Source organism: Chitinophaga sp. CCNWYY40 (genome assembly GCF_037483205.1).
GTDB lineage: Bacteria > Bacteroidota > Bacteroidia > Chitinophagales > Chitinophagaceae > Chitinophaga > Chitinophaga ginsengisegetis.
In genome coordinates this window covers 268,485-291,018 of sequence record NZ_JBBHLF010000008.1, presented here as the reverse complement: position 1 = coordinate 291,018, position 22,534 = coordinate 268,485, and the positions used below count along the sequence as shown (strand labels likewise).

Below are 22,534 nucleotides of genomic sequence, written 5' to 3'. Positions count from 1 at the left end.
GCACCGGGGTTGCCGGCAGCAGCTTGAAACAAATAAATAATTATTTTACTTTAGCGATTACTTCTACCAGTCTCCAGCACTTGTTCTTGCTCAGAGGGCGTGTTTCCGCGATTTTCACGGTATCGCCGATGCTGCACTCGTTCTTGTCGTCATGCGCCATGAACTTGGTAGTTTTTTTCACGAATTTACCATAGATCGGGTGCTTTACCTTACGCTCCACCTTAACGGTAATGGTTTTATCCATTTTGTTGCTGGCAACCACACCAATCCTGGTTTTTCTTAATTTTCTTTCGGTCGTCATTGTTGAAAGTATTTAACCCTCCGTGAGGAGGTCATAAATTGTGTTATACTATTGCTATGTCAGCAGCCCCGGGGGTACCGGGACTGAAGATTTAGAAGCCCAGTTGTCTTTTACGCAGTTCGGTATTCATCCGAGCGATATCGCGTCTTACGGCGCGGATGCTCATTGGATTTTCGATTGGCGTAATTGCGTGACCAAAGGTCATTTTTTTCAAGCGGAGTTCTTCTGCAGAGATTTTCTCTTTCAGATCTTGTTCGCTCAGGCCTTTCAGTTCCAGCTTTTCTTTTGCCATTGTATTGAGTTTGATTCGGTTAGCTGCCGGGGCAGTGTTACCGGATTTTTAGTTATTGTGTACCTGTAATTAAGCTACGTAGTCGCGGCTGGTTACAAATTTTACTTTAATGGGCAGTTTCTGGGCTGCGAGTTCCATTGCTTCTTTTGCTACCTGTAAGGAAACGCCATCAGCTTCAAATAAAATTCTACCTGGCTTTACAACTGCTGCCCAATGGTCAGGAGCACCTTTACCTTTACCCATCCTCACTTCCAAAGGCTTAGCAGTGATAGGTTTGTCAGGGAATATGCGGATCCATACGTTACCTTCACGTTTCATGTGCCTTGTCAGCGCAACACGTGCAGCTTCGATCTGCCTGTCGGTGATCCACTTAGGTTCTAATGCTTTAAGACCGAAAGTACCAAAGGAGAGGGTAGCGCCTCTTTTAGCGTTCCCTTTGATGCGGCCTTTGTGCATCTTCCTGTGTTTCGTTCTTTTTGGCTGTAACATCGTCTATGTTGTTAATGTTAATAGTAATTGTTAATGTCTGCTTAACCGCCAGATACTATCTGCGGCCACCGCCACGGTGTTCTCCACCGCCTCTTCTTTCGCCACCACCGCGGTTGTCTCTGCGTTCACCGTGATGTTCTCTTCTTTCGCCGCCATGACCAGTGCCACGGTTATCGCCTTCTTTACCGGTTAAAACGTTCGGGTTCAGATCGCGTTTACCCAGTACTTCACCTTTACAGATCCATACTTTGATACCGATTTTACCATAAACGGTTAATGCGAACAGGGAAGCGTAATCGATGTCCATACGGAAAGTATGTAAAGGCACGCGACCTTGTTTCATTTCTTCGGAGCGGGCAATTTCAGCACCACCTAAACGGCCGCTGATTTTAACCTTGATACCTTCAGCGCCCATTCTCAGAGCGGTAGCAATCGCCATTTTGATAGCACGTTTGTAGTTGATACGGCTTTCAATCTGTTTTGCGATTGTTTCAGCAACGATGTTAGCATCCATTTCCGGACGACGGATCTCCAGGATGTTGATCTGTACATCTTCCTTGCCTGTCAGCTTCTTCAGCTCTTCCTTGATGCGATCAACTTCGTTACCGCCTTTACCAATGATGATACCAGGCTTAGAAGTATGAACAGTGATGATTAACTTACCTAAAGTTCTTTCGATCACAACTCTTGAGATGCCACCTTTGTTGATACGGGCATTCAGATAAGTTCTGATCTTGTTATCTTCGATCAGTTTAACAGCAAAGTCTTTTTTGCTGCCATACCAATTAGAGTCCCATCCTCTGATGATACCTAACCTGTTACCAATAGGATTTGTTTTCTGACCCATGTTCTGGTTATTTGTCTATTAGTTTAATAGTTTTGTTTCTATTTTGTTTCCGGTTTGCACTGAATTACTGTGCTTTACCGTCCACTACAATCGTTACGTGGTTACTTCTCTTGCGGATACGGTAACCCCTTCCCTGTGGAGCCGGGCGCATTCTTTTCAGAGTACGGCCGCCATCAACAAAAACGGTTTTTACGATCAGGTTAGCATCTTCTACCCTTGCACCTTCGTTCTTCACTTTCCAGTTGGCGATAGCGGATATCAGCAACTTCTCTAAAGGCACGCTTGGGTGTTTCGGATGGAATTTCAAAATATTCAAAGCCTTTTCCACATCCAGACCACGGATTAAGTCCGCGAGCAAACGCATTTTGCGGGGAGATGTAGGATTATTATTCAGCTTAGCTACTGCTTCCATTGTTATTAATTTCTTTTATTATTTAATGTCTGATGTCTGGTGTTTGATGTTCCGGTTTGAAACGAATACTTCAAACCTCAAACCTCAGACTATAATTTACATTTTCTTGTTTACGTGTCCTCTGAAGTTACGTGTAGGTGCAAATTCGCCCAGTTTATGACCAACCATAAATTCCGTTACATAAACAGGAATAAATTTGTTGCCATTATGAACAGCGAAAGTGTGACCAACGAAATCAGGCGTGATAGTAGAACGACGGCTCCAGGTCTTGATAACAGAACGCTTGGTACCGGTATTCATCTTTTCAACTTTTGTTTCTAATTTCAGGTCTACGTAAGGACCTTTTTTTATGGAACGAGCCATGTCTTACTGATTTATGATTTTTCAAACCCGGGATCCGGTATTGCTACCGGAGCCCTGATTCAGAAATACTATAATTTTTTACCGTTTTTTCTGCTAATGATCAGCTTATCAGAACTCTTATGCGGTTTTCTGGTTTTCAGACCTTTCGCATATTTACCAGTTCTTGATCTTGGATGGCCTCCGGAAGATTTACCTTCACCACCACCCATCGGGTGATCCACAGGGTTCATAGCCACACCACGGTTGCGGGGGCGGATACCTCTCCAACGGTTAGCACCTGCTTTACCGATGGATTGCAGTGCGTGGTCGGAGTTAGAAACAGTACCTACGGTTGCTTTACAAGTATTTAATACTTTGCGGAGCTCGCCGGAAGGCATTTTCAGTACGGCATATTTTTCTTCCTTGTTGGACAGCTGTGCGTAAGCGCCGGCGCTTCTTGCGATAGCACCACCTTTACCAGGCTGCAGCTCGATGTTGTGCACAACAGTACCCAGCGGCATGTTTTTCAGTGGCAAAGCGTTACCTACTTCAGGAGCTACGTCGGAGCCGCTTATAACGGTACCACCAACCTGTAAGCCCTGTGGAGCAATGATGTAACGTTTTTCACCGTCAGCATAGTTTACCAGTGCGATGAATGCGCTACGGTTAGGATCATATTCGATCGTTTTAACTGTAGCAGGTACATTCTCTTTATCACGTTTGAAATCAATTACACGGTATTGTTTCTTGTGACCACCACCTATGTAGCGCATAGACATTCTACCTTGCGCATTTCTACCGCCGGTCCTTTTGATGGGCTCCAGCAGGCTTTTCTCAGGGGTATCCGATGTCAGCTCAGCGTAAGCGTTGCCTATTTTCCAGCGGGTACCGGCCGTCATTGGTTTGAACTTCTTCAGTGCCATTACTTCCTAAAAAGTTAAATGTTGTTATTAAATATAAATAGTGATCTGTATATACATCCACATCCCGGCTGTTCAGGCCGGAACGGCACTACATGTTAGCATACAGATCTATAGTTTCACCACTTGCAACGGTAATGATCGCCTTTTTGTAAGACGGTTTTTTACCTGCGATGAAACCGGCTTTAGTAAAGCGGAATTTAGCTTTACCTGGCATTACAGCAGTATTTACTTCTGCTACGGTTACACCGTAAAACTCTTCCACTGCTTTCTTGATCTCCAGTTTGTTGGCTTTTTTGTCAACAATGAAGTAGTAGCGGTTGAATTTTTCAGTTGCTTTGTTAACCTTTTCGGATACCACCGGTTTGATTAAAACGTCAGAAAGTTTCATCTTCTTTATAGCATTAAGCTGTTGGCGTTGGCCGCGAGCTGTTATTTAATTGGTTTTGACATCCTATGCTTCCGCTTCTGCAGGCTCTTCAGTGAAGATCTTTGCAGCGCTTTCAGTGAACACGATATAGTTGCTGTTCATGATGTCGTAAGTGTTTACGTCGCTCAGTACAGTACCGTCTACAGTAGGAATGTTTCTTAAAGACAGGTAAACATTGTCATTGTATTCAGGCGTGATGAACATAGTCTTTCTGCCTTCAACATTGATGTTCAGATTCTTCAGGAAACCAACGAATTGTTTGGTTTTTGGTGTTTCGAGCTGCAGATCTTCAACAATGATGATGCTGTTTTCTTTAGCTTTTACTGACAGGGCAGAGATCTTTGCGAGATCTTTTACTTTTCTGTTCAGTTTGAAACCCCAACCGTGTGGTTTTGGTCCGAAGATGGTACCACCACCTTTATACAATGGGTTACGGATGTTACCTTTACGGGCGCCACCGGTACCTTTTTGTTTGTGCAGTTTACGGGAAGCACCTTGTACTTCAGCTCTGGTTTTTACCTTGTGGGTACCCTGACGCTGAGCAGCGAGGTATTGTTTAACAGCCAGGTAGATTACGTGGTTGTTAGGCTCAACACCAAAGATCTCCTCAGGAAGTTCAATAGTCCTTCCGGTTTTCTTACCTTCTATATTTAAAATATCGATTTGCATGTTACTTCTGGATTAAAACGATTGAACCAATGTGGCCGGGAACGGAACCACTTACCAGGATATAATTCTTTTCAGGGAATATTTTCACGATCTTCAGACCTTTCACTTTCACTCTTTCGTTACCTGTTTGGCCGGCCATACGCATACCCTTGAATACGCGGGAAGGATAAGAGGATCCACCAACAGAACCAGGAGCCCTGCTTCTATCGTGCTGACCGTGGGTAGCTTCACCCACACCACTGAATCCGTGGCGTTTTACAACACCCTGGAAACCTTTACCTTTGGAAGTGCCTACAACGTCAATTGTTTCACCTTCTGCGAAGATTTCGCAGGTGATAGATTCACCGAGGGCTTTCTGTACGTCCGGGTTGCGGAGTTCTTTTACAAAACGTTTGGGAGAGGTGCTTGCTTTCGCGAAGTGACTGCTTTCTGCTTTAGTGGTGTGTTTTTCTTTCTTCTCACCGAAAGAAACCTGAATTGCATTGTAACCATCTGACTCCAGGGTTTTTACCTGAGTTACAACGTTGGGACCCGCTTCGATAATGGTAACAGCAGTTTGCTTACCATTAGACTCGAAGATACTGGTCATACCAATCTTTTTGCCAATAATACCTTTCATTTTTTATATGATTTTACCCAGCGCCTGGGGGATTTCGTGCTATCCCCAGGATGGGCGGTTTAAATACATTTATTGGGCGGCCGCCCAGAAGGCGCGACCTATGTTTGCTTGTTAAAATTGTTATCTTGCTGGTAACCAACAAGATAACCATAAATCAATAAAAGGCCGGCCTTTCGCCCGCCTTGCTGTTGTCCTATGCTTTAATTTCAACTTCTACTCCGGAAGGCAGATCGAGCTTGCTCAGCGCGTCTACAGTTCTGGAAGAAGACGTGTAAATATCCAGTAAACGTTTGTGTGTACACAGTTGGAACTGCTCGCGCGCTTTCTTATTTACGTGCGGAGAACGTAATACTGTAAATATTTTCTTCTCGGTAGGTAAAGGAATTGGACCTGTTACCACGGCACCCGTGTTACGCACGGTTTTAACGATCTTCTCAGCAGACTTGTCTACCAGGTTATGATCGTAGGACTTCAGCTTGATTCTTATTCTCTGAGACATATGCAATGAACTTCTTCTTGTTTTTTCCCAATACAATTTGGGAGGGCAAAGGTAACCCGTTTTTTCTATTTGGCAAATAATTCTCAGGAAAAAATAAAAGAAACCGGGCAAGGGGCTGGCTCCGGCGGCGAAAGAAGTGCGGTAAAAATGATATTATCCGGTGATTAAGGCTTCAGAAATCATTCATTGTGTGTACGTTAAGCCTTAAGGTAACTTCACATGCTCGTTTTGACAAATATAGGAAAACATATTTCAAAACCAAAAAAAGGAGAATTTCTTTACAATTTTTTTTCCGGGAGATAGAAAAATAAGCGAATCCCCCTCTGAACAGAAGCGGAAACCAGGAAGATCCCGGACTGCTGTATTTTCTCCTGAAAGCGGGTAAAAAAGCATAATGGCAGAGTATGTTAAAAGCACCTGAGTGTATAGGGAGTGTATGGGGAGTGTATCATGAGTGTATGGTGAGTGTATGGGAACAGTATAGGGAGTGTATGGGAAGAGTATGCAGACTGTATGGGGAATGTATAGGAACTATATGGGGAGTACAACACATACACGAGTCCTAAGTACCCGGTAAGTATGGGAGAAGTATCTGAGAAGTATGGGAGAAGTATTAAGAAGGGACAAAGAGAAAGGGTTGTTCCCGCTTACCTGGAACAACCCCTTTCCGAATAATTAAAGTGGTTTGATGATCTGTTGGTCAAACGATCCAACAACCCTTAGAGTGGTAAACCACCTAATAATGACTTAACTAATCCTAAGATTAATGCCAGCAGTTGATTCAGTAAATCCATGGAAAAAGGTTTTTATAAGATATTGCCTACTCTATTACCTGGTTTTCGGCGATGCCCAGTTGTTATTCAGTTAACACGACTAAATTAAAAGCTATCATTCAATATCCGGTCGTTCATTTTATTCATTCCAATCGAATGAGTTTAACCTGTTCATTCAGCCACCATAGCTGAATCAGGCGGATACCGGCAATAAAAAAAGAGGCTGTTCTAATATTGAACAGCCTCCCGGATGATGTGCGTAAGGGAAATAGTATCATTAAAGACGGAATAATCCCTTACCGAAAGGAGTCCTGATTACAGGCCACCCAGCAGAGATTTCAGCAGTGCAACCAACGTTGCCAGCAGTTGAGTCAGTAAATCCATAAGATAGTTTTTACTACGGGTGACACCTACTCTTTTTATTTGGTTTTCGGCAATCCCAGGTACACTTATTTTTTAAATGTCCGCCGAAATTAATGGCTATTCACAGAAATCCGTTCGTTCATTTTGTTCAGTTCGGCATCCTGATATAATACTGTTCAATAAGCCACCATGGCCCGTTTATATTAAATGAAAAAGCCCCGGTAAATAATACCAGGGCTTTTTCATTCAGAAGTTGTTTAATCAGCTCAATATTGAAGCATGATCAGGGAATTACCGGCAGCAGGTGTTCTACTTTCATTATCAGCACCCCAAAAATGCAGGTACTTTCATGTTTTACGAACCTCAGCCGGGGTTAGTGTTAAACTAACAGTACAGGTTAAATGCCGCTAATTGCAGACTCCAGCAGCGCCAGCAATCCCGTCAGGAATGTGTTCAAAGCATCAGGGATCATAAGGTGTTGTTTTCATTTGGGGTCTACTCTTACTTACTGATGGTTTCGGCAATTCCCATTAGTATCCTTGTACAACAAGGGTGAAAAAATTACAGTGCGCCAGCAACGGTGCTCAGGAATTTAAGCACTGCCAGGAGAATAGAGTTTACCATATCTGGAGTATTTATGGATGTAAATGCCTACTCTGTTCCGGGTTTTCAGCATCCCCCTGTCTGCACCTTCACAGACAGTTACTAAAATAAATAGTTCCGGTATAAAATCCTCCGTTCAATTAATTCATTTCTGTGTCCGCTGTTCATTTCATTCAGCGCCCATAAATAAAATGATAGGATTCCTTATAACAGCAACGGCGGCAATGATTATTGCCGCCGTTGCTGATGAGTTTGTATTATATAATAAATTATTTTCCTGTTTCTTCCTTGTAAATCTGTTTAGCCTTTGCTGAAGGCAGGTAAATCTGGAAACCTATACCCAGACTAAGCCGGTTAGCAGTGGTTGAATTACCTCCGCCTACAGTAAGGTCATACTTAAACAATCCTTCCAAACCAATATTGGGAGTGATAAAATAAGAAATACCCGGGCCTATACCAACATTAAAACCATTGGTAGAAGCACCGCTCGCAGGGTTTGTACCAGCAAATCCGGCATTTGCCTCCACGAAGAACCGCGTTCTCTTGGAAAATTCCAGTTTCCTGACATTTTTATCTTCCACAAAATAACGGGCAAAAGCGCCAACACCATAGTTAGTATTGGAAGCCCTTGTATCAGTTGTCTTATTTTTTGTGGTATTTGCGCCAAAATCAACATAACCACCAATAGCCAGACCGTCCTTGATAAACCAACCTATCTTTGGTGAAAGATTAAAATTAAAAGCGGTACTCTCCTTTTGAAAAGTAACATTAATATTGGTCAGATCGGCGCCTACCATAATATTTCCTTTCTGAATTTGGGCGTTAGCAGCAGAACCAAACAATACAGCCGCAAGTGCAAGGGTCAAGAGACGAATTCTTTTCATAGTCTGATTTTTAGTTTTAACAATTTTACCTGTTGAATGAATAAGAAATTAGCGGGCAAACGCTTTCCGTTTGCAACTATAGCTGTTGATATCAGCCGTAAGAAAATAAAAAGGCAGGGGATAATGGGGAAGTAGTCTTACATCGTCAAAACAAACAACATCACAGTTAACAATACTATTATAGCACAAAACTACTGAAAATGAATCTAATAAGTATTCATCTTTCTAAAAAAATCTAAAAAAAACAATATCGGATCCCTTCATACATTCTCTCAACATGAATACTTATCCTTATTTATTATTACTATAACATTTAGAACTTAAATGTTGTTGCATAAAAACAGGAATCATCGGAAAAGAAAAGAGAGATCATCAGCTGTAACCAGTCAGGACCGGCCTTCCAGCAGATCGGCATGTGTGCAGAAAATTCCCTGTTGTTGTAAGAAACTAAGGAATCCATCCATTTTCTGCTGCATTCTCTTCCCCGACACGCGTTTAATATAACCGGGTAATGCATATGCGTTGATATCACTCAACTCCCAGGGATGGAAGTAAAAAGAGAGATAAGAGTCCTTCTTCAGGATCCTTTTACTGAAGTGGCGGGTTATCCACAGCGGCATGTTTTTTACGCTCAGCCAGAACAGGGGATACCTGAGAAAGGGCGATACAGAAGAAGGAATGATCCAGGTGTCCTGTTCTTTGAACACGGTTCTTGGCAGGTGCCGGTTGTTATATCTTCCCGGCAGCCATGTGGGGTTCACAGAGGCGTCGTACAGGTAGCCGGCGGCTTTCAGCGCCTGCATATTTACTTTACGAAGACGCGGCATACGGAATCCCTGTACCGGCTGGCCGCTGATTTCCTGCAGGGCCAGGCGTGAACCTTCCAGATCGGCCTCTGTAAAGGAGCTATGATAATAAGCGTGAGAAGCTATTTCATGCTTTGCGGCCATTTGCCTGATCAACTCCGGATAGTGTTGCGCCCAGTAAGCGGTAACGAAAAAAGTGGCGCGTACGTTATACTTGTCAAATAAAGCCAGCGTAGCCCGCAACCCACTCCTGGAAACTTCCAGTTTCTCCTGCAGGGTTACCTGCTGGCCGAATTCTTCGGGGATATCAAATTCTTCCACGTCTACACTGATCAGTATCCTGTTTCTCTGTTCCATAAAAATTTAAGCAGCGGATGAGCTGAAAATGATCCTGCAATAATTCAGCATTTCCTTCATTAAGAGTTTTACCCTGAAAGATGAAAACTGAATGCCCGGGCGGCAAGATACTGCGACTGCACCAATTTTGAGATGGGGACGTTTGCCTGCATGGTATAAAAACTCGCTGTCGTACAGGAAGCCATCGATGCGGGTATTGAGCAGGATATTCTTTCCATAGGCATTAAAGCCTTTTAAACCGGCCTGTGCGTCTTCTACTTTAAGGTCCAGCACCACCCGGTTCAACAGGCGGCTGATGCGGGTAATCACACGGCGTTTGCGGGGTAACTCACGAAGATAGGCTTCGCCCCTTTCCCCTGCTACCACATCCAGGCCCTGCAGGAGGCGGTCGTATGTTTCTTTAACAGCTGATACGCCAAAAGGGAAATCCAGGTCGGTATACACCTGGAAAGTGTGTTGGGAGCGCTTTACTCCTTCCCTCACCGCATATCCTTTACCACGGTTACGGGAATAGCTGATGATAATGATATCCGGAATAGCCGCCTCCAGCCAGCTGATATGCTGACGGGTAAAGTTCTTCACGGAGCCATCGTTGACCAGGATAAGCTGAACGGGCGCCGTCCCCATAAGGGCTGTTATTTCGTGGTAATGCCTGATAAGTGATTCCACCCAGGGCCCGGATGGGTTCCAGCAGGGCAGAATCAAATCCAGACCGGGAGTTAATGTAACCATTTCTCCCGTTGTATGTACCACAGTTGTAGGAGGTGCTTGTAATAACTCTAATGACATAATTCAAAGGCTATCAGTAAATAATACCGGTTGAGATGGTTTTATGTGCTACTTATACCTATGACGTGGAAAGGGAATCCTCCCCCTATCACGGGAGGTAAATAATAAAAAAAGGTCCTGTAAAACAGGACCCCTGGCAGTTAGCAAAAAGTAAATTGCAGTTGTAGGTTATTGCTATTGTAAAATATCGAATATTCTTTTCATGGCAATAGCATGTTCATGTCAGTTAGTGCCATAAAAAGCGGAAAGGTTGTTCCGCTTTGGCAGAACAACCTTTCCGGTATAATTAAGAAGCTATGATTAAGCGTTTACTTTGCCTTTCACTTTAGCTACCACTTCTTCAGCTACGTTGTTCGGAGCCGGAGCATAGTGGGAGAATTCCATGATAGAGCTTGCGCGGCCGGAAGACAGGGAACGCAGCTGGGTTACGTAACCGAACATTTCGCTCAGCGGAACTTTTGCTTTGATTACCTGAACACCGTTTTTGGAGTCCATACCTTCCAGCATACCACGACGACGGTTCAGGTCACCTGTAACATCACCCATGTATTGGTCCGGAGTAAGTACTTCCACTTTCATGATTGGCTCCAGCAATACTGGTTTAGCTTTGCGGGCAGCTTCGCGGAAAGCTTGTTTGGCGCACAATTCAAATGACATCGCATCAGAATCCACCTGGTGGTAAGAACCGTCGAACAGACGAACTCTCAGGTTCACCAGCGGGAAGTTTGCGAGCACACCCTGGTTGAGGGACTGTTCGAAACCTTTCTGTACTGCAGGGATGAATTCCTTAGGGATAGCACCACCAAAGATATCATTTACGAACTGGAAGGCTTTACCTTCATTTTCTTTCAGCCATTCTGCATCTGCAGGTCCGATTTCGATCTGGATATCCGCAAACTTACCACGACCACCGGTTTGTTTCTTGAATACCTCACGGTGTTCAACTTTGGTAGTCAGTGCTTCTTTGTAAGCAACTTGCGGCGCACCCTGGTTAACTTCTACCTTGAATTCGCGACGCATACGGTCAACGATGATTTCGAGGTGAAGCTCACCCATACCGGAGAGGATAGTCTGACCGGTTTCTTCGTCAGTTTTAGCTCTCAGGGTAGGATCTTCTTCTACCAGTTTAGAGATAGCCAGACCCATTTTATCAACGTCTGCCTGAGTTTTAGGCTCGATGGCGATGTGGATAACCGGTTCAGGGAAAGTCATTGATTCCAGGATAATCGGTGCTTTTTCGTCGCACAGGGTATCACCGGTTTTGATATCTTTAAAACCAACAGCAGCACCGATATCACCAGCTTCGATGAAATCGATCGGGTTCTGCTTGTTAGCGTGCATCTGCATGATACGGCTGATACGTTCGTTTCTGCCGGTACGGGTATTGAGTACATAAGAACCCGCATCCAGGTGACCGGAATAAACCCGGAAGAACGCCAGACGACCTACGAAAGGATCGGTTGCGATTTTGAATGCCAGTGCAGACAGCGGAGCTTTTGCATCTGGTTTACGTTCAACTTCTTCACCAGTGTCAGGATTGGTACCTTTTACTGCTTCAACATCCAGTGGGGAAGGCAGGTAACGGCAAACCGCATCCAGCATCTTCTGCACACCTTTGTTTTTGAAAGAGGAACCGCACATCATCGGGATGATAGCGATATCGATAGTAGCCTTACGGATAGCTTCGTGGATTTCGTCTTCAGAAATTGAATTCGGATCTTCGAAGAATTTCTCCATCAGGGTGTCATCGTATTCAGCAACTGCTTCTACGAGTTTAGCTCTCCACTCTTCAGCTTCAGCCTGCATATCTTCCGGAATAGGAATTTCCTGGTAGGTAGCACCTTTACCTTCTTCGTCCCAGATAATACCTTTCATGGTAATCAGATCTACCACACCTTTGAAGGTGTCTTCAGCTCCGATTGGCAAAGTTAAAGGTACAGGGTTAGCGCCCAGCATTTCTTTAACCTGTTTAACCACGTTCAGGAAGTCTGCGCCGGAACGGTCCATTTTATTAACGAAACCGATACGGGGTACGCGGTAGCGGTTAGCCTGGCGCCAAACGGTTTCAGACTGAGGTTCAACACCGGATACAGCGCAGAACAATGCCACCAGACCATCCAGTACACGGAGGGAACGCTCTACCTCTACGGTAAAGTCCACGTGGCCCGGGGTATCGATGATATTGAATTTATATTGTTTGGTATCAGGTAAGGCTTTACCTTGTAAGGTTGGAAAATTCCAGAAACAAGTGGTTGCCGCAGATGTGATGGTAATACCTCTTTCCTGCTCCTGTGCCATCCAGTCCATTGTAGCAGCACCCTCGTGCACTTCTCCAATTTTGTGGGATTTACCTGTATAATACAGGATACGTTCTGTGGTAGTGGTTTTACCCGCATCGATGTGCGCCGCAATACCAAAGTTCCTTTGAAATTTTAAGTCTGCCATAATATTAAAGTGACTAAATAATGCAATTTGGGGGGCAAAGGTAACTTATTTTTGACAATAAATAAAATGACCTTCTTTTCCAAATTGTTATTTCTTTTTAACAAGCGCAGGCGTTATTCACATTAAATTTAATAACGATAAATAGTTCCGCGAAAACCAGTTTTTAGACGGTAGCGACCACTTGTTTATCAAATCCCACCAAAAAAGAAATCAACGTTTTCCGGATGCCATAATTCTGTCATATTCGCAGTAAGTTATAAAACCGGATATACCCTGAAGGAGAATGCTAAATAAAACAGCCCAAAAGTAAGAATTGAAAGATCGGTTTTCCCCTAAATTGAAAAACAATATGAAGTAAAAATTACTCAACGCGCTTGTATAACAGGCTGATACCTTATTTACTATTGTACCCCTCCCTGTCCCGGCGCTGTAGCGGTTCCCGAACACTTATTTACTTATAACCATACATAATATGAGAACAATTGTACTCAGATGCACACATGCACTGTTCCTGCTGGTGTGTGCCTGCATTTCATCCTCCGGCCAGGTAGCGCTTAAACGACAGGTAGTTGCCAGTACAGGTGGTTCCGCCGTAATCCAGAACATCCTGTTCCAGTATACCGTGGGAGAACCCATTATTTTACCTATCACAGATGGCAGGGTGTTGCTCACACAGGGATTCCAGCAACCCGAAGATTTTACAAAGCTGACACCCGGCGTAAACCCGGTAAAGAGCTACATACTGTTCCCCAATCCTGCTATTACCAATACCAGAATTGTATTTGACCTGCTGTCGAAAGTGAGTGTAACGCTCGAACTGATCAACCCCGCAGGCCAGGTAATACATCATCAGTTCCTGGAAATGGGTCCGGGTAAAAGCACACTGGTATTACCTGTGAACCATTTTGCCGCAGGTATCTACACCGTTATGCTGAATGTAAGCGGGAATGTATTCTTTGAGAAACTCATTGTGCAATAACACTACACAATCACCCTTTAACCAGATGACATCATGAAATACGGTTATACAATTGTACTTCTTGCAGGTATACTGACAACCAGTATGCAGCTGTTGGCACAAAAAACCACCCAGAAACCTCCGAATATCGGCGCCAGCTTTCTGCTGGTAAACCCCGATGCCAGGAGCAGCGGTACCGGAGATGCCGCCATCGGCTCGTCGCCGGATGCCAACTCCCTGTTTTCAAACGCCGCCAAAATAGTGTTTGCCGGCGACTGGGGCGTGAGCGCCAACTACTCCCCCTGGATGTGGGAGCTGAACAACAATAAGTCCAATATGGCTTATGTATCCGGCTACAAAACATGGAACGGAACAGAAGGCGTAGGGCTTTCCATGAAGTACTTCAACTATGGCTCCGTTACTTTCCGGGATGATAACGGAACCGTGCTGCAGGACTACAACCCCAAAGAATTTGCGATAGATGGCGCTTATGCCAGGAAGCTGGGAAATCATACATCGCTGGCACTCAGCATCCGGTATGTACGCAGCCAGCTGGGACAGGGTTCCTACAATAATATTCAGCAGAAACCCGCATCGGCAGTTGCAGGCGACATTGCCTATTACTACCAGAACAGTGTAGACAAACTGGATTTCGGCAACCGTTACTGCTTTGGTGTAAGTATCACCAACATCGGCACGAAGCTGCAATACTCAGATGATAACAACAGGAAGAGTTTTCTGCCAATGAACCTTCGTATCGGTGGCGGCTATACGTTTGTACATACACACGAACATGAATTTACCCTTTCCGTAGACATCAATAAATTACTGGTACCCACTCCCCCACTGTATGCCCTGGATTCCAATGGCATGGAAACAAGCCAGATCCTGAAAGGAAAAGACCCTGACCGTGGCGTAGTGGAAGCGATGTTCTCTTCCTTTGGCGACGCGCCTGACGGCTTCCATGAAGAGTTACGGGAATTCACTATCGGATCCGGTATTGAATACGCTTACAGGCAGGCATTTTTTGTACGCGCCGGGTATTTCTACGAGCATCCGAATAAAGGCTACCGGCAGCATTTTTCCGCAGGACTGGGCGTACGCGTATCAAATCTTGCGCTGGATATCGCCTATCAGCTTCCTACGGGGGAAAGTTTAATACAGAAAAGGACCCTGAAGTTCTCGCTGGTCTATAACATAGGCGGCACGCGGGACGAAGCAATTCAGCAACCATAAATCATCTACTAAAATATCCAACATGAAAAGCGAATCTATAACACCCAATAATATGAAATCACTGCTCATACTTGCATTTCTTTTGTTTGCCGGATTCATGCCCGGTGTTTTTGCACAGGAATCCGTAAAGCCGGAAAACACCGGCGGTAATACCGGAAAAGTAAGGGACCAACTTTTCCCTACTTTTAAGAAAGATCTTGCTGATCTGAACCAAAGATCGACTTTGCCACCGGCAGATCGGGCGGTAGTTTCAAAAGACACTAAATCCCGTCTTTTTACCAACTACCAGCCACAACGCCCTAATGCTGCACCCAAACTCCGTGCTTCCAAAACCAAACCTCTCCCTTCCGATAGCGCTGCAGTTGCAGCACCGGGTAACCAGGCCAGTAAAGCAGTTGTACCTATACCCAGCCAGGACGGCGGAACATCACCTAAAAAAAATTAAGCGCATCGTAAACTATCACAAAAATGACTATTATGAAAAAGATATGCTACCTGACCTTTCTCCTGTTGACGGTATCATTTCATATTGTATGGGCTCAAAGCGGATTAACCGGAACCAACTACCAGGCGGTAGCCCGCAATACAAATGGGACAGTACTCAGCAACCAGGCCTTAACGGTGCGTTTTTCTATTTTGGGAGGTTCTGCAGCAGGACCTGTACAATACCAGGAAACACATAGTACTTCCACCAATACCGTGGGATTATTCACTTTACAGATCGGTAAAGGAACTCCCTTAACAGGCACGTACAGCGGTGTTCCCTGGGCGAATGCCAATCAGTATTTAAAAGTTGAAATATCAATAAACGGCGGCAACTTCAGTGAGCTGGGTACTTCCCAGTTAATGAGTGTGCCGTACGCGCTGTTTGCAGCCAATGGCACTCCCGGTCCGGCCGGACCAGCAGGTGCTACCGGTCCGCAAGGCGCGAAGGGTGATCCCGGTGTAGCAGGACCTGTTGGCCCGGTTGGACCGATAGGCCCCGCAGGAGCGGTAGGTCCGCAGGGAGCCAAAGGCGATCCCGGTGTAGCAGGCCCGGTTGGTCCCGTTGGACCCGCTGGAGCGGTAGGTCCGCAGGGAGCCAAAGGTGATCCCGGTGTAGCTGGTCCGGTTGGTCCCGTTGGACCCGCTGGAGCGGTAGGTCCGCAGGGAGCCAAAGGCGATCCCGGTGTAGCTGGTCCGGTTGGTCCCGTTGGACCAGCTGGAGCGGTAGGTCCGCAGGGAAATCCCGGACCCGTTGGCCCGGTTGGACCTATTGGTCCGGCGGGAGCGGTAGGACCAGCCGGCCCGCAAGGTGATCCGGGTGTTGCAGGTCCCCAAGGTATTCAAGGCGTACCCGGTGTAGCCGGACCAGTTGGCCCGATGGGCCCTGCCGGTCCCGTGGGTCCACAGGGTCCTGCCGGCGATATTAACGGCATAGCCGCAGGCGGTGATCTGACCGGTACCTATCCTAACCCACTTATCGGGAATGGAAAGGTAACACTGGCAAAAATTGCTGCAGGCGTTATTCCTACCACCCTCCCTCCCAACGGCCCTGCCGGCGGAGATCTTTCAGGTACTTATCCCAACCCGGTTGTACAAGCCCTGCAGGGTAAGGCGGTGAGCAATGTAGCGCCTGCGGCAGGACAAATTCTCAAATTTGATGGTGCACAATGGGTAGCAGGCGCCCCTCCGGGAGGTGGTTTAACCCTTCCATTTGTAGCCACAGAAAATAATGCGGGCACGCTTTTCAGCATTACCAATAATGGCGACGGCACTTCCCTGGAAGGGGTTAACAATACCGCTACCAGCAGTATTGCTGCTGTCAGGGGCATTGTTTCTTCCGCCTCTCCGGGTGGATTCTCCAGCGGGGTAAGAGGTATCAATAATGGCACCGGTGGATTGGGCGTAGGTGTTTGGGGTTCCCAGGCCGGATCCGGTTGGGGCGTGTATGGTGTTACTCCAAATGGACTTGGTGTATATGGCAATAGCAGCGCTAACGGTATCGGTGTATATGCCAATAGCAATACAGGCACCGGGTTAACTGCCACCAGTAATAACGGTATTCCGGCAAGCATCTCCATTTTCAATAATGCCAATAACAATAGCGCTTTAAATGCCAACTCGGTAGGAAATGGTACGGTGGTGAATGTGACTACAAGTGGCAACGGAGCCGGGGTACGAAGCAGCACCGGCGCCGGTTTTGCGGTTCATGGTATTACCAGTGCGCAAACCTCAGCCGGTATTATAGGAGATAACAACGGAGCCGGTGAGGCGGTTGTTGGAAGAACCACCAGCGACATTGCGGGGGCCGTAGTTGGCCGGAACGATGGCGGGGGTTATGGTGTACGCGGTTTTATTGCGACCAACACCACAGGTACCGCAGTAGGCGTATTGGGCCAGGTAGGTTTAAACAACAGTACCGGAAGAGCCGGACGTTTTGAGAATTTCAATGCCACCAATACCACCGGGAATACTTTGGAAGTGGCATCCAATGGTAATGGTAATATACCGGATAATACACAGGGTAATGCTTCTTCCTTCCTGTTAGACAACACCAATAGTGTGGGCGCTGCTGTAAGGGCTGAGGTAAATACCATTTTTGGCAACTTCGGCGCAGCCGGAGTATTTGGCGTTTCCTCCGGCACCGGTGGACGTGCCGGTTTGTTCTATGCTTCTAACCCGGCTGGTAATGGCGCGTCACTGATAGCGCTGACAGATGGTAATGGTAATGCCATTACTGCCAATGCCGGCAAAGATGGCAACGGGGTAGAAACCAATATAGACGGAGCAGGTAATGCCCTGTATGCCTGGGTGCCTACTTTTGCCACAGGCAGGGCAGGCAGGTTTGAAATCTTTAATGACAATAATGACAATGAGGTTATTACAGTTAAAACAGTGGGTAACGGTATTGCCGGTAGCTTCAAGGTAGACAGGACAACAGGTACTTCTCCCGCTGTAAAAGGAGAAGTGAATTCCATGTTTGCCAATTTCGGAACAGCGGGAATTTTCGGTCAGTCGTCTGGTACAGGAGGGTACGCGGGATTATTTTATTCTTCCAATCCGGGAGGTAGCGGTCCTGCCGTACTAGCGCTTACAGAAGGTAGTGGCAATGGTGTAACTGCCAATGCCGGTGGCAACGGCGATGGTGTTGAAGCTTCCTGCGATGGAGGCGGGAATGCCATTTCCGGCTTTATACCCAACTTCGGAACAGGTAAAGCCGGCAGGTTTGCCAACTTTAATAATGCCAATGGCCAGCCGGTGGTGCACGTTACTACCACAGGTACCGGCAGCACCTTGCTTATTAATCATCAGGGACCATCCGGCAACATTGCGGTATTCCAGAGTGCCAGTGTCAATGTAGCCCGCATTAACAAAGCAGGAAGGGGATTCTTTAACGGTGGTACACAGGCCAGTGGCGCCGATGTGGCGGAATCATTTGCAGTAGCCGGAGCGCGTATAGCTTACGAAGCCGGGGATGTGCTGGTGATTTCCACCCATACAGACCGGATGGTGGAAAAATCATCTGAGCCCTATTCTACCCTGGTAGCAGGGGTATTTGCTACTAAACCTGGTTTGTTGTTAACTGAAAAGGATATTGATGCGAATTTAGATGAAGAAGTACCGATGGGTGTGATAGGTGTAATACCTACCAAGGTTTGCAATGAGAATGGCGCTATCCGCCGCGGAGATCTGCTGGTTACTTCCAGCAGGGCCGGTTATGCAATGAAGGCGGATATTGATAAAGTAAAGCCAGGCCAGGTACTTGGCAAGGCGCTGCAGGAATTCAGCGGTGCAGAAGGCAAGATCAATGTGCTGGTGAGTGTAAAATAAGTGAGTCTGAAATAACGAAAGGCGGGCATCTATGGATGTCCGCCTTTTTTATGCCGGTATCCCGGGTAAATGCTGTAATACTTAACGCGCGTGTCCGTTTCCGGGTGTCAACACAAAAAGGCAAACAGCTCCAAAAGGAACTGTTTGCCAAATATATTGAGTTGCCTGTGAGGGCTATAACTAGATTCTGAAGTGAGAGAAAGCTTTGTTCGCTTCTGCCATACGGTGAGTATCTTCTTTCTTCTTGAACGCTGCGCCTTCACCTTTGCTTGCTGCTACGATTTCGTTTGCGAGCTTATCAGCCATGCTTTTACCGTTTCTTTCGCCGGCGAAGCGTACTAACCATTTGATGCTCAGGGATATCTTTCTGTCCGGACGAACTTCCGCAGGAATCTGGAAGGTAGCACCACCGATACGGCGGCTTCTAACTTCTACACCCGGAGTAACGTTAGCTAATGCTTTTCTCCAAACCTCGTAACCGTTTTCACCGGTCATCGTGCTTACCTTATCCACAGCATCGTAGAAAATTTTATAGGCAATGCTCTTTTTTCCTTGTTCCATTACGTTGTTAACAAAGCGGGTTACCAGCTTGTCATTGAACCGAGGATCCGGAGCCAGAGGCAATTTCTTTGCAGCTTGCTTTCTCATTTATTGAAAATTACGACTATTTATAATTATTATTTTTTAGCCTTTTCCTTTTTAGTACCATATTTGGAACGGCTCTGCTTTCTGTCTTTCACACCTGCAGTATCCAAAGAACCGCGAACGATGTGGTAACGAACACCTGGTAAATCTTTTACCCTTCCACCACGGATCAGTACGATAGAGTGCTCCTGCAAGTTGTGACCTTCACCAGGGATATAGGCAATCACCTCAACTTTGTTGGTTAAACGCACTTTCGCTACTTTACGCAGAGCGGAGTTCGGTTTCTTAGGCGTGGTAGTGTATACACGAGTACAAACGCCACGACGCTGAGGGCAGCTATCTAATGCCCTGGACTTAGACTTAGCCCGGATAATTTCTCTTCCTTTTCTTACTAATTGTTGTATAGTAGGCATTCTTTACCTAGTTTTTTTATGTCGGTTTACAATGACATCCAAATTCCCCACAAAGGGATTTTGGGACGGCAAAGGTAAAACTATATGTGTGAATAACAAAATTGTTTCGAAAATATTTTTGCCGGAATGATCTCCTGGGTAAACAGGGAAAGGTCTTATTATTCTGGTAGCAGCTCAGGATTACCAAAAACCGGATTGCAAAGGTATGATATCCGTTAGAAACTACCATAAAAAAATAGGGCCTTTTTATTGGCCCTATTCTCATGACGATAATAATATATAAAACGCTTATTTCTTGTCTATTATGTAATTCCAGTGCCGGATATCGGTGGTGCGGCCGGTACGGATATCATCCAGGCGCTGGATTACTTCCGCCCCTACTTCATATTTGGTCGTATCCAGTTTGATTTTGGTATCCAGGTAATCGAGCTGTTCTACGTAGGCAACACTGGAGGCGGTGCCGGTACCAAATACTTCCCGGAGGGTTCCATTATTATAGGCAGTTACCACCTCATCGATGGAGATGGGTCTTTCTTCCACTTTAAGTCCCATGTCTGCCAGCACATCCATTACGCTGGCGCGGGTTACGCCTTCGAGGATGGTGCCCTGGGTGAGATCCGGTGTAATGGCCGTATTGCCGATGATGACGAAAACGTTCATGGTACCGCATTCCTGCAGGTATTTATGTTGGTAGCCATCTACCCAAAGGATCTGGTCGTAGCCCTGTTTCTTTGCTTGCATGGTGGGGTACATGGTACCGCCGTAATTGCCTGCAGCTTTGGCGAAACCAACGCCGCCGGGGAAAGCGCGTACATATTTATCCTGCACCAGTAATTTGATGGGCTTATTAAAATACGGGCCGGAAGGTGAGTTAATGATGGCAAACTTATAGGTATCAGACGGGCGGACACCAATAAATTCATCTGCCGCAATCATAAAGGGACGCAGGTAGAGGGAGCAACCCTCACCGGTGGGTACCCAGTTGCGGTCCAGGTCTATCAGTAAATCCAATCCGCCTATAAACAACCACTCCGGTACCTGGGGCATCCCCATTCTTTCGGCAGAGGTGTTAAAGCGTTTATAGTTATCATATGGCCTGAAGATCATGGGGTGACCTTCCGGATCTTTATAAGCTTTAATTCCTTCAAAGATGGCCTGCCCGTAGTGCCAGGCGGCATTTGAAGGACTTACAGACAGGTTCTGGAAAGGCAGTATCTCCGCATTTTTCCATTCTTTTCCATCGAAATCGGCCACCAGCATATGGTCGGCATACATTTTACCAAATGCCAGGTTGTTGAAATCAACCTCACTCAGCCTGCTTCGCGTAGTTTTGGTGACTTTGATCTTCTGAAGTGCCTCTTCCTTAACTGTTGATTTATCTACCATCATGGTTAATCGATTTTATCTCAATATTTTTACATTTTAATCGCTGTGCCACCGGAGCCCTATCAGGACCGGCAGTGCAAATAAACTGATTTTTCCCCAGAGGGGGTTTTCACATTAAACTAAACGATAATAAATATGTCGCTTGAGCAAACCCAACTTGATCCGTACTTTCTGGCTAAAATCTTTACCCAGCCAATCATTCCCGGGAAAAGCATGCCGGCTGAGGCCGTAGAAAAAGTGGCGCCCAAAGTCAAATATTTAGGAGAAAATCAAAAAAACATTGCGCTCTTCATACAAAACGAAAACGAAGCGTACTTAAACGAAGAATTATTCAACCTCCTCACTAATATATTAAATGCCTGTAAACTGGGGATGCAGGATGTATCGCTTATCAACGTAATCCACTACCCTTCCCTGGCGTTTCCCGACTGGCAGGCTGCCGTGAAGATAGAACGGAGCGTTGTATTTGGGATTGCACCGGAACAGCTTGGGTTAAATGATATTCCATTGTATCAGCTGGTAACTGTAAACGGTACCACGTTATTGTTTTCCGATGAGCTATCCCTGATAGGCAGCGATAAAGTACTGAAAGCCAGGCTATGGGCCGGGTTAAAACAATTATTAGGCATTTAAATAAACTTCTTTTGCAATCATATGAAATTGATATTCGCTACCAATAACCCAAACAAAGTAAAAGAGTTCCGGTCGTTACTCGGTAACCAGTTTGAGATCATTACCCTGCTGGAAGCCGGCATTGATATAGACATCCCGGAGCCACACGATACGCTGGAAGCCAATGCCACCGAAAAGTCGGCCACCATTCACCGGATGACCGGGGAAAACTGTTTTGCCGAAGATACCGGCCTGGAAATAGCAGCCCTCAACGGCGCACCGGGTGTTTTATCTGCCCGCTACGCCGGGGAGCAGAAAGAAGCCGCCGACAACATCGCCAAAGTATTACAGGAGCTGGAAGGCCAGAACAACCGCAGTGCGCAGTTCCGCACTGTTATTTCCCTGATACTGGATGGCAAGGAACACCAGTTTGAAGGAGTGAGCAAAGGCCATATTACAACATCCGTTAAAGGAGAAAAGGGATTTGGCTACGATCCGATCTTTGTTCCGGAAGGCGAAACGCGCGCCTTTGCAGAAATGGATCTCACGGAAAAAAACAGGTACAGTCACCGGGCACGGGCCTTTGAGAAATTTGTGGCTTTCCTGAAACAAACAGCAAACGTTTAGCATC

24 protein-coding genes are annotated in these 22,534 nt (G+C 46.0%); 6 read left to right on the top strand and 18 right to left on the bottom strand.

The window, feature by feature from the left end; genetic code table 11:
- Positions 1-40: 40 nt before the first annotated feature.
- From rpsQ to fusA, 15 genes are all read right to left on the bottom strand, one after another.
- Positions 41-301: a 30S ribosomal protein S17 gene (rpsQ, locus tag V7S65_RS29015; RefSeq protein WP_079470766.1), complete on the bottom strand. Its 261-nt coding sequence runs from the start codon at positions 299-301 to the stop codon at positions 41-43.
- A 91-nt stretch (positions 302-392) separates the two neighbouring features.
- Positions 393-593 (bottom strand): 50S ribosomal protein L29, encoded by a 201-nt coding sequence (rpmC, locus tag V7S65_RS29010; RefSeq protein ID WP_079470767.1) that lies wholly within the window; start codon positions 591-593, stop codon positions 393-395.
- Positions 594-662: 69 nt separating this feature from the next.
- On the bottom strand, positions 663-1,082 hold the full coding sequence (gene rplP, locus V7S65_RS29005) for a 50S ribosomal protein L16 (RefSeq protein WP_079470768.1): 420 nt from the start codon (positions 1,080-1,082) through the stop codon (positions 663-665).
- Positions 1,083-1,137: 55 nt separating this feature from the next.
- Positions 1,138-1,929, bottom strand: coding sequence for a 30S ribosomal protein S3 (rpsC, locus tag V7S65_RS29000; protein WP_079470769.1), 792 nt, complete (start codon positions 1,927-1,929; stop codon positions 1,138-1,140).
- Between the two features lie 64 nt (positions 1,930-1,993).
- A complete protein-coding gene (rplV, locus tag V7S65_RS28995; RefSeq protein ID WP_079470770.1) occupies positions 1,994-2,341 on the bottom strand; it encodes a 50S ribosomal protein L22 in 348 nt (115 codons plus the stop codon).
- Positions 2,342-2,437: 96 nt separating this feature from the next.
- Positions 2,438-2,704, bottom strand: a complete 267-nt coding sequence (gene rpsS, locus V7S65_RS28990) for a 30S ribosomal protein S19 (protein ID WP_079470771.1) — start codon at positions 2,702-2,704, stop codon at positions 2,438-2,440.
- A 68-nt stretch (positions 2,705-2,772) separates the two neighbouring features.
- Complete coding sequence (gene rplB, locus V7S65_RS28985; RefSeq protein ID WP_079470772.1) at positions 2,773-3,606, bottom strand: 50S ribosomal protein L2; 834 nt, start codon at positions 3,604-3,606, stop codon at positions 2,773-2,775.
- Between the two features lie 88 nt (positions 3,607-3,694).
- Positions 3,695-3,994 carry a 50S ribosomal protein L23 gene (rplW, locus tag V7S65_RS28980; RefSeq protein WP_079470773.1) on the bottom strand — a complete coding sequence of 100 codons (300 nt, stop codon included), beginning with the start codon at positions 3,992-3,994 and terminating at the stop codon, positions 3,695-3,697.
- A 63-nt stretch (positions 3,995-4,057) separates the two neighbouring features.
- A complete protein-coding gene (gene rplD, locus V7S65_RS28975; RefSeq protein ID WP_079470774.1) occupies positions 4,058-4,702 on the bottom strand; it encodes a 50S ribosomal protein L4 in 645 nt (214 codons plus the stop codon).
- A 1-nt stretch (position 4,703) separates the two neighbouring features.
- Positions 4,704-5,321, bottom strand: a complete 618-nt coding sequence (gene rplC / locus V7S65_RS28970) for a 50S ribosomal protein L3 (RefSeq protein ID WP_079470775.1) — start codon at positions 5,319-5,321, stop codon at positions 4,704-4,706.
- A 193-nt stretch (positions 5,322-5,514) separates the two neighbouring features.
- Complete coding sequence (gene rpsJ, locus V7S65_RS28965) at positions 5,515-5,820, bottom strand: 30S ribosomal protein S10 (protein WP_012789286.1); 306 nt, start codon at positions 5,818-5,820, stop codon at positions 5,515-5,517.
- Between the two features lie 2,008 nt (positions 5,821-7,828).
- On the bottom strand, positions 7,829-8,443 hold the full coding sequence (locus V7S65_RS28960; RefSeq protein WP_079470776.1) for an outer membrane beta-barrel protein: 615 nt from the start codon (positions 8,441-8,443) through the stop codon (positions 7,829-7,831).
- 386 nt (positions 8,444-8,829) lie between these two features.
- The gene (locus tag V7S65_RS28955) at positions 8,830-9,606 is read right to left on the bottom strand and encodes a polysaccharide deacetylase family protein (RefSeq protein ID WP_079470777.1); all 777 of its coding nucleotides are present in this window, start codon (positions 9,604-9,606) and stop codon (positions 8,830-8,832) included.
- 6 nt (positions 9,607-9,612) lie between these two features.
- Positions 9,613-10,338 (bottom strand): glycosyltransferase, encoded by a 726-nt coding sequence (locus V7S65_RS28950; protein ID WP_336389106.1) that lies wholly within the window; start codon positions 10,336-10,338, stop codon positions 9,613-9,615.
- Positions 10,339-10,695: 357 nt separating this feature from the next.
- Positions 10,696-12,840 (bottom strand): elongation factor G, encoded by a 2,145-nt coding sequence (gene fusA / locus V7S65_RS28945; RefSeq protein WP_079470779.1) that lies wholly within the window; start codon positions 12,838-12,840, stop codon positions 10,696-10,698.
- Between the two features lie 472 nt (positions 12,841-13,312).
- Here fusA and V7S65_RS28940 point away from each other — a divergent pair, with 472 nt between their 5' ends.
- From V7S65_RS28940 to V7S65_RS28925, 4 genes are read left to right on the top strand one after another with little or no spacing between them, the layout of a single operon-like run.
- Positions 13,313-13,819: a T9SS type A sorting domain-containing protein gene (locus V7S65_RS28940; protein WP_336389107.1), complete on the top strand. Its 507-nt coding sequence runs from the start codon at positions 13,313-13,315 to the stop codon at positions 13,817-13,819.
- A 33-nt stretch (positions 13,820-13,852) separates the two neighbouring features.
- Positions 13,853-15,034 (top strand): type IX secretion system outer membrane channel protein PorV, encoded by a 1,182-nt coding sequence (porV, locus tag V7S65_RS28935; protein WP_336389108.1) that lies wholly within the window; start codon positions 13,853-13,855, stop codon positions 15,032-15,034.
- 22 nt (positions 15,035-15,056) lie between these two features.
- The gene (locus V7S65_RS28930; protein ID WP_079470782.1) at positions 15,057-15,479 is read left to right on the top strand and encodes a hypothetical protein; all 423 of its coding nucleotides are present in this window, start codon (positions 15,057-15,059) and stop codon (positions 15,477-15,479) included.
- A gap of 32 nt (positions 15,480-15,511) precedes the next feature.
- Positions 15,512-18,847, top strand: coding sequence for a hypothetical protein (locus tag V7S65_RS28925; RefSeq protein ID WP_336389109.1), 3,336 nt, complete (start codon positions 15,512-15,514; stop codon positions 18,845-18,847).
- 180 nt (positions 18,848-19,027) lie between these two features.
- Here V7S65_RS28925 and rpsG read toward each other — a convergent pair whose 3' ends face one another.
- The 3 genes from rpsG to V7S65_RS28910 form a co-directional block, all read right to left on the bottom strand.
- Positions 19,028-19,495, bottom strand: coding sequence for a 30S ribosomal protein S7 (gene rpsG / locus V7S65_RS28920; protein ID WP_079470783.1), 468 nt, complete (start codon positions 19,493-19,495; stop codon positions 19,028-19,030).
- Between the two features lie 29 nt (positions 19,496-19,524).
- Positions 19,525-19,905: a 30S ribosomal protein S12 gene (gene rpsL, locus V7S65_RS28915; protein WP_012789278.1), complete on the bottom strand. Its 381-nt coding sequence runs from the start codon at positions 19,903-19,905 to the stop codon at positions 19,525-19,527.
- Positions 19,906-20,193: 288 nt separating this feature from the next.
- Positions 20,194-21,294, bottom strand: coding sequence for a branched-chain amino acid aminotransferase (locus V7S65_RS28910; protein WP_336389110.1), 1,101 nt, complete (start codon positions 21,292-21,294; stop codon positions 20,194-20,196).
- Positions 21,295-21,426: 132 nt separating this feature from the next.
- On the opposite strand from V7S65_RS28910, the gene V7S65_RS28905 reads away from it, so the two are divergent.
- Positions 21,427-21,924, top strand: a complete 498-nt coding sequence (locus V7S65_RS28905) for a hypothetical protein (RefSeq protein WP_336389111.1) — start codon at positions 21,427-21,429, stop codon at positions 21,922-21,924.
- A 21-nt stretch (positions 21,925-21,945) separates the two neighbouring features.
- Positions 21,946-22,530 (top strand): RdgB/HAM1 family non-canonical purine NTP pyrophosphatase, encoded by a 585-nt coding sequence (rdgB, locus tag V7S65_RS28900; protein WP_336389112.1) that lies wholly within the window; start codon positions 21,946-21,948, stop codon positions 22,528-22,530.
- Positions 22,531-22,534: the final 4 nt, after the last annotated feature.